Raw genomic sequence first — 8,251 nt, forward strand, 5'->3', positions numbered from 1 at the left:
GCCCCCGGCGGGTTAGGGCCCGTTCGATGAGGGGTAGTCGGTCGCCCTGCGCGGGACGGGCCGGGCGGCGCGTGCCGTGTGGCGAAGCGCGGGGCGAGCGGCGAGACTGGGGCGAGCGGCGCCTGACGATGGGTGGGCCATGCACAGCGTTGAGGAAACGATCGAGGTCGCGGTCCCGGTGCGCACCGCGTACAACCAGTGGACGCAGTTCAAGAGCTTCCCCCGGTTCATGACCACGGTGAGGAAGGTCGACCAGATCAAACCGTCCCTCACCTCGTGGACCCTCGCCCTCGGGCCCCTGCGGGGCGTCTTCGAGGCCGAGATCGTGGAGCAGAAGCCCGACTCCCACCTGGTCTGGCGCAGTCTCGGGCAGCGGCCCGCGCACCGCGGTCAGGTGTCGTTCGAGCCCGTGGCGACGGACCGTACGGCGGTCACCGTACGGATGGAGGTCGCCCCGCGCGGCGCCACCGGCCTGCTCGCCGGCGTGCCCGGGCTGGCCGGCCGTGTCGTACGCGGAGAGCTGCGCGGCTTCAAGGAGTACATCGAAGGGCTGGGGGAGGAGAGCGGCGCCTGGAGGGGCACCATCCACAACGGCCGCCTGCGGCGCACGGAAGAGGAACGACAGACGAGCGGGGTGCCCTGCTGGCCGGTCGGCTGATGCCCGCAACAGCGTGAGCGAGAGGCGATCCGATGAAGAACGCGCCCGGCGAGGAGCCGGACGAGGCGCTGACCGTGACTCCTCCCAAGGAGTGGGCCGCGGGCGTGCCCGCGGTGGTGCACGCCGTGGAGTACTCCCTGGAGGAGACCTCCGCCCGCCGCGCCGGCCGGACGCTGCTGACCATGAACCAGGTGGACGGCATCGACTGCCCCGGCTGCGCGTGGGCGGACCCCGCCCCGGGCCACCGGCACCGCAACGAGTACTGCGAGAACGGCGCCAAGCACATCAACGACGAGGCGACGACCCGGCGCGTCACCGCCGACTTCTTCCGCAGGCACCCGGTCTCCGAGCTGGCCCGGCGGTCCGACGCCTGGCTCAACCAGCAGGGCCGGCTGACCGAGCCGATGGTCAAACGGCCCGGTTCGGACTTCTACGAGCCGATCAGCTGGAACGACGCCCTCGGGCTGATGGCCGAGGAGCTGACCTCGCTCGACTCGCCCGACCAGGCCGTCTTCTACACCTCCGGCAGAGCCAGCAACGAGGCCGCGTTCGTGCTGCAGCTGTTCGCCCGGGCACTGGGCACCAACAACCTGCCCGACTGCAGCAACATGTGCCACGAGTCCAGCGGCTACGCCCTGCACGAGACACTCGGCACGGGCAAGGGCACCGTCAGCCTCCACGACCTGCACCACGCCGACCTGATCTTCCTGGTGGGGCAGAACCCCGGGTCCAACCATCCGCGGCAGCTGTCCGCGCTGGAGCAGGCCAAGCTGAACGGCGCCCGCGTCATCGCGGTCAACCCGCTGCCGGAGGCAGGCCTGCGCCGGTTCAAGAACCCGCAGAAGCCACGCGGGGTGGTCGGACAGGGCGTCCGCATCGCCGACCGGTTCCTGCACATCCGCGCCGGTGGCGACCTGGCCCTCTTCCAGGGGATCAACCGGCTGCTGCTGGAGGCCGAGGACGCCCGGCCGGGCAAGGTCCTGGACCACGACTTCATCCGTACCGACACCGCCGGCTTCGACGAGTTCGCCGAGCACATCCGCGGCGTCGACTGGGACGACGTCCTCGCCGCGACCGGCCTGACCCGCGAGGAGATCGAGCAGGTCCGCGACGAGGTGCTGGCGAGCGAACGCGTCGTCGTCTGCTGGGCCATGGGCATCACCCAGCACAAACACGCGGTCCCCACCATCCGGGAGATCGTCAACTTCCTGCTGCTGCGCGGGAACGTCGGCAGGGCCGGCACCGGCGCCTGCCCGGTGCGCGGACACAGCAACGTGCAAGGGGACCGCACGATGGGCATCTGGGAACGGATGCCGGACTCCTTCCTCGACGCCCTGCAGCGGGAGTTCGGCTTCGACCCGCCGCGCGCCCACGGGCTGGACTCGGTCAACGCGATCAAGGCCATGCGCGAAGGCCGCGTCAGGTTCTTCCTCGGCCTGGCCGGCAACTTCGTGCGGGCCGCTCCCGACAGCACGGTCACCGAGCAGGCGGTGCGCACCTGCCGGCTGACCGCCCACATCTCCACCAAGCTCAACCGGTCCCACACCGTGTGCGGCGAGACCGCGCTCATCCTGCCCACCCTGGGCCGCACCGAGCGGGACGTGCAGGCGAGCGGGGAGCAGTTCGTGACCGTGGAGAACTCGATGAGCGAGGTGCACACCTCCCGCGGGCGGCTCCGGCCGGCCTCCCCACTGCTGCTCAGCGAGGTCGCCATCCTGAGCCGGCTCGCCCGCCGCGTCCTCGGCGGTACGCCGGACATCCCCTGGGAGCGGTTCGAGGCCGACTACGGGGCGATCCGCGACCGCATCTCCCGCGTCGTCCCGGGGCTGCACGACTACAACCGGCGCGTGACGCGCCCCGGTGGCATCCCGCTGACCAATCCGGTCAACGAGGGTGTGTACGCCAACGGAGTCGGCAGGGCCCTGTTCACCCGCAACGCGGGCGAGAGGCCGCGTGTCCCGGAAAGGCACCTGCTGCTGCAGAGCATGCGCTCCCACGACCAGTGGAACACCGTCCCCTACACGAGCGACGATCGCTACCGGGGCATCCACGGCAGCCGCCGGGTGGTGCTCGTCAACCCGGACGACATGGCCGAACTCGGCCTGGCCGACCGGCAGAACGTCGACCTGGTCAGCGTCTGGGCCGACGACGTCGAGCGCCGCGCCGAAGACTTCCACGTGGTCCCGTACCCGACGGCGCGCGGCTGCGCCGCCGCGTACTACCCCGAGACCAACCTGCTGGTGCCCCTGGAGAGCGTGTCGGAGGGCAGCAACCAGCCGACGTACAAGGGCATCGTGGTCCGCCTGGAACCCGCGGCGCCCCGGCAGGGCAGCGCCGAGGACCCCCCGGACTGACCCGTCCGCCGGCCGACCACGCGCCCCCGGCCCCGTCCGCGCCCGAGGACCGTCCCGCATGACCGCCCGGGGCGCGGCGGGTCCGCTCGGCGGGTCGGGCGAGCGTGATCAGTCGGCGGTGGTCCTCGCTCCAGAGGTCTTCGTCCGCGTCCGGCAGGAGCAGGACCCGGTCGGGGCACAGTGCGTCGACGGTGCCCCGTCGTGGGTGACCATGACGAAGGGCGCCGGAGCAGGAGCCGACGGCTGCCAGGATCCCGTCGCGGGACGCGGGCCGAGGTCGTCGGTCGGTTCGTCGAGCGGCAGGGCGCCGTCGTGCCCGGCGAACAGGATGCGCGCCGGTTCCACCCGGCGCTTCTGCTCCCGGACAGGACGCCGACCGGCTCGCCCATGACCCGTCCCGGCAGGACCGGCCCGGCCGCGACACGGGCGGCCTCGGCCTCGGCCGCGTGACCGCCGCCCGCCTGGAAGACGGCTTCGGCGCGGGCGTGGGCGTTCCTGGCCTGCTCCAGCCGCGCGGCTTCACCGGCTTGGGACATCGCCCTCTCCGCCGTGCGCGGAGCACGCGGCGCGCTGTCGAGGCCGCGGGCCGACAGGATGCGGCCGGTGACCGTGACCGGGTGGCCGGCTCACGGGAATTCCCTCCCCGGTTCCGCCGCCGGCCGGTCCGGTGACGACGTCTCGCCGCGGTGAGCAGGCGGCGACGCCCGCCGTGCCCCTGCGGGCACGTCGCGTGCGGTACACCGACCGGGAGCCGGTGCCGCAGGGACGTGTGAGCCCGCGTCCGACCCGGGTGGCGTTCGGATGCGAGCCGGCCTTCGAGTGCCTCTGCCTGGGATGCCCTGACAGGTGTCAGGGACCGGCCGCCGTCTCCCGCTCCTACCGTGGTGTCCCGACCGCGGAGACCGGTGGCCGCGGGCGAGCCGGGCTTCGGATGCGGCGAAGGTCGCAGCGTGGGGGGAGACGACATGGGACGCGGGTGCACCGGCTTGGTGGCGGCGCTGGCCGCGGTCGTGGTCGCCGTCACCGGGTGCGGCCGGGCGCAGGAGCCGCAGCGCACTCCTGCGCCGTCTTCCTCGGCCGCGGCCCCGCGCCCGCTGACCGATGCCGAGCACCTGCGGATCTCCGACGCCCGGCAGGTGCTGATGGAACGGTGCATGAGACGGCAGGGTTTCAAGTTCTGGCCGGCGCAACGCCTTTCCCTGGAGGAGAGCCGCACGCTCGGCTACGCGACGGAAGACGTCACCTGGGCGCGCAAGCACGGCTACGGCAGCCGCATACGGACCGAGGAGGACCGCGCGCGGCGCACGAACCCCAACCTCGCCTATCGCAGGACGCTGTCCTCGGAGCGGCGCAGCGCGTACGACGCCGCGCTGGACGGAGGGCTCGAGGCGCCCATGGTCTCGGCGGAGTTGCCGGGCGGCGGGAAGGTGCGCAAACGGATCGGAGGGTGCGCGGCCGAAGCCGAACGGGTCCTCTACGGCGACCCGGGCGCCTGGTTCAGACTCGACAAGACGACGGCGGGCCTTAGACCGATGTACGTGCCGCGGGTGATGGGCGACAAGAGGTTCACCGAGGCCCTCGCGAGCTGGGCCCGGTGCATGGCACGGGCGGGCCACCCGTACGCCGATCCGCAGGAGGCCCGCAGCGCCGCCCTCGCGCGGGCCGCGGGGAGCGGGACGGACGAGGCGTTCACGGTGGAGAGGGAGATCGCCGTCTCCGACGCCGTCTGCACCCGCACGTCCTCCCTCCGGACGGTCGGCCGGCAACTGGAAGCCCATTACCTGGGCGAACTGCGGGACGAGTACGGAAAGGCCCTCGACGACCACGCCCGGGTGCAGCGGGAAGCGCTGCGCCGCGCCGAGCGGCTCGCTGCCCCGCGGACCTGACCACGTCACTTCGGACTTCCGCGGCGACCTGCCGCGGACGAGCAAGCCCCGACGCTTCGTGAAGGAAGAGAATCATGCGCAGACTGGGCACGTTTTTGGGGGCCGTCGGCCTGGCGGCGGCCGGCGTCGTACTGCCGGCCACGGCCGCTCATGCCGGACCTGGATGTGACGCCAAGTGGCCCGGACGCGACGGCTACGTCCGCGCCTGGGACGGCTACGACTGCCAGGGCACCCTCCTCGGGGCGACCGTGGGCGACGACGCCCACTGGGGCGACGGCGAAGGCGCCTTCACCTGGGACAAGATGGACCGGGCATCGTCCGTCATGAACAGCGGCTACTACGGCGGCCGGGACGTCGTGGCCTTCTACTACATGGAGTACCACGACTACGAGCGCGGGTATGCCTGCCTGGCTCCGGGGGAGCTGTACGTGGACGACCTCTCCCGCAACCGGTTCCACAACCAGGTGGAGGGCTCCGTGGACAACAACATCCGGTCCCACAGGTGGGTCACCGCCTCCGAGTGCGCCGCGGGCAGCTGGATGAGCTGACGCGACGACCGGCGCCCCCGGCGGAACGGCGGCCGGGGGCCCGGCACCGACCGGCTGATCCGGCTGCTGCCGGGCCCGCCGCGGCCCGGTGCGGCCGGAGCTCCTGACGACACGGCGGTCCGTGCCCTCCGGCCGGGTGGCTCGGTTCCTTGGGGGTGAGGAAGCGGACCCCCGATCGCGGCCGGTGGACGACGAGTCGTGGGCGCGGATCGAGCCGTTGCCGCCGGTGCGGCGGCGTCGGGACCGGCGCCCGGGCCGGAAGGCACCGGATGACCGCAGGGCGCTGCGCGGCATCCTCCTCGTCCTCCGCACCGGCATCCCGCTCGCAGCGGCGTCGGGCGGTGGGAACCGCAACGACGTCACCCGGCTCATGCCGCTGCCGGCGGCGGTCCCGCGCCGATCCGCGTTCCTCCGGGGCTTTCGGGCCACCGACTGCGACACCAGCACACAGCGACCGCTTGCTTGCGCGACCGGCGGGCGGGGGCGGGATTCGCAGGGGATGGAAAGGTCTGCTCCGGACGCGTTCCCCCCTCATTCCTCAGGGATGTGATCAAGCCACTGTTGCGCCACCCGAATGGCTCGGCAGGACCTACAGTGTGCGGGTGAGCGAGCAGAACTCCGAACTCATCGCCGGCCGGTACCAGCTGGTCGAACGCATCGGCCAGGGCGGCATGGGCCGGGTCTGGCGTGGCTTGGACCGGCAGCTCTTCGGACGTGAGGTCGCCGTCAAGGAGATCGTCTTCCCGCCGGGAATGGACGACGGCGACCGTGCCACGCTGATCGGTCGCTTCACCGGCGAGGCCCGCGCGGCGGTCGTTCTCAGCCACCCCGGGATCATCACGATCCACGACGTCGTGGAGCACCGCGGCGCCCCCGTGATCGTCATGGAGTTCGTCCGCGGGCAGTCCCTGGCCGCCGCCGTCCGCGAACAGGGCAGGCTGCCCGTGCGGCGGGTGGCCGAAATCGGTGCCGCCGTCCTCGACGCCCTCGCCGAGGCGCACGGGGCGCGGATCGTCCATCGCGACATCAAGCCGGACAACGTGCTCCTGACCAAGGACCGGGTCGTCCTCACCGACTTCGGCATCGCGCACCTCGCGGACGCCACGACCAAGCTCAGCCACAGCGGGATCGTCATCGGCACGCCGCAGTACATGCCCCCGGAGCAGTTGGAGGGGAAGCGGCCGACTCCCGCCAACGACCTGTGGGCGCTCGGCGCCACCCTGTACCACGCCGTCGAGGGGCAGCCGCCGTTCGAGGCGGACGGGCTGCACGCCCTGGCCGTGGCCGTCTTCACCCGCCCGCACCGGCCGCCGGTCCACGCCGGACCGCTCGCGCCCGTCCTGGAGGCGCTGCTCACCAAGGACCCGCAACAGCGGGCGGACGCCGCCGAGGCCGCCAGGATGCTGGCGTCGGTGCTCCGCTCCTTCCCGGCCCGGGACGACGCGGACGCCGCCCGGGAGCCGGGACGAGAGCCTGAGCGCGGACCCGCGCCCGGACCGGCGCCGGACGCCGCGACGCAGCAGGCGCCACCCGCCGAGCCCTCCGCGCCCCCGGCGCCGCGGACGCCCCCGGCACCGCGGACGCCCACGGTCCTGGACTCCGAGGCGGCCTCGGCCGACCCCCGGCGCCCCGGTCCGAACCGGTCGGCCGGCCCGCCGCCGGGACCCGCGCCCACGCCCGTTCCCCCGACCGGGGACCTGGCGTCGCTGCGAGCGACGGTCGAGGCGAAAGCGGGCGCACACGAGCCCGCACGGGCGCGCGCCCTCACCCGGCGTTCCGTGGTCCTGAGCGCGGCGCTGGCCACCCTCATGGCCGGTTCCGCGCTGACCTGGACCCTTTCCCACCAGGACGAGACACTTCCCGGCGGTGGTGCGGCCGGCGGCGGCGCCGACGCCTCCGCCGCCACGGTGGTGATCGGCGTGGACGCACCGCTCAGCGGCGGTCTGGCGGAGATGGGCCTCGGCGTGCGGAACTCCGCCGACCTGGCGGTCAGGACCGCGAACGAGAGGAGGACGGTCCCCGGTGTGAAGTTCGAGATCAAGGCCTTGGACGACGCGGCCGACCCCGCCAAGGGCCGGGCGAACGCCGCCGGCTTCGTGTCCGACGCGAAGGTGCTGGGCGTGGTCGGGCCGCTCACCTCCGGCGTGGCCCGGACCCTGGTGGCGCCCCTGGCCGAAGCGGACCTCGTCAACGTCTCACCGGGCAACACCGACCCCGCGCTGACGCTGGGCTCCGACTGGGCCGCGGGCTCCAAGTCCCGTCCGTACGACACGTACTTCCGCACCGTGGCCACGGACGCGGACCAGGGGCCGTTCGCCGCCCGGTACCTCCACGCCGAGGCAGGGAAGGACAAGCTGTACGTCATCGACGACAAGAGCGCCTACGGCACCGGCCTCGCCTCCGGTGTCACGGCCGAGTTCGAGGAGCTCGGCGGGAACGTGGTCGGCACGGAGCACGTCGATCCCGGGCAGAGCGAGTTTCCCGGCCTCGCCGCGGACATCCGGGCCTCGGGTGCCGAGGCCGTCTTCTTCGGCGGCTACTACGACACCGCCGGGGCGCTCTCCCGCCGGCTCGAGCAGGCCGGGGTCGGCATCCCCTTGATGGGCGGCGACGGCATCTTCGACCAGCAGTTCCTCGCCTTCGGCCCGAAGACCGACGGTGACCTCGCCGTCAACATCGGCGTGCCCGCCGAACACCAGGCGGGCGGGGCGGACTTCCTCGCCCGGTACCGCGAGGCGGGGTATCCGCAGCCGGCCGGCTGGTACGGGCCCTATGCCTACGACGCGGCCTGGAGCCTCATCGAGG

7 protein-coding genes are annotated in these 8,251 nt (G+C 73.1%); 6 read left to right on the top strand and 1 reads right to left on the bottom strand.

All coding sequences use genetic code 11. The annotated features are described in order from the left end of the window. Positions 1-139: 139 nt before the first annotated feature. Positions 140-658, top strand: a complete 519-nt coding sequence (locus ACIF8T_RS37965; RefSeq protein WP_400041738.1) for an SRPBCC family protein — start codon at positions 140-142, stop codon at positions 656-658. A 32-nt stretch (positions 659-690) separates the two neighbouring features. Next, positions 691-3,012: an FdhF/YdeP family oxidoreductase gene (locus tag ACIF8T_RS37970; protein ID WP_400041739.1), complete on the top strand. Its 2,322-nt coding sequence runs from the start codon at positions 691-693 to the stop codon at positions 3,010-3,012. Positions 3,013-3,120: 108 nt separating this feature from the next. On the opposite strand, the gene ACIF8T_RS37975 is transcribed toward ACIF8T_RS37970, so the two are convergent. Further along, positions 3,121-3,357, bottom strand: a complete 237-nt coding sequence (locus ACIF8T_RS37975; protein WP_400041740.1) for a hypothetical protein — start codon at positions 3,355-3,357, stop codon at positions 3,121-3,123. Positions 3,358-3,977: 620 nt separating this feature from the next. Between ACIF8T_RS37975 and ACIF8T_RS37980 the strand changes: the two genes are divergently transcribed. The 4 genes from ACIF8T_RS37980 to ACIF8T_RS37995 all read left to right on the top strand — a co-directional run. After that, a complete protein-coding gene (locus ACIF8T_RS37980; protein WP_400041742.1) occupies positions 3,978-4,898 on the top strand; it encodes a hypothetical protein in 921 nt (306 codons plus the stop codon). Positions 4,899-4,972: 74 nt separating this feature from the next. Continuing rightward, on the top strand, positions 4,973-5,446 hold the full coding sequence (locus tag ACIF8T_RS37985; protein ID WP_400041743.1) for a hypothetical protein: 474 nt from the start codon (positions 4,973-4,975) through the stop codon (positions 5,444-5,446). A 184-nt stretch (positions 5,447-5,630) separates the two neighbouring features. After that, a complete protein-coding gene (locus ACIF8T_RS37990) occupies positions 5,631-5,996 on the top strand; it encodes a transposase (RefSeq protein ID WP_400041745.1) in 366 nt (121 codons plus the stop codon). Positions 5,997-6,048: 52 nt separating this feature from the next. Beyond that, positions 6,049-8,251: bifunctional serine/threonine-protein kinase/ABC transporter substrate-binding protein (locus ACIF8T_RS37995; RefSeq protein ID WP_400041747.1), on the top strand; the 2,203-nt coding region annotated here is incomplete at its 3' end.

Origin of the sequence: Streptomyces sp. NPDC085946, assembly GCF_044540485.1 — a bacterium.
GTDB lineage: Bacteria > Actinomycetota > Actinomycetes > Streptomycetales > Streptomycetaceae > Streptomyces.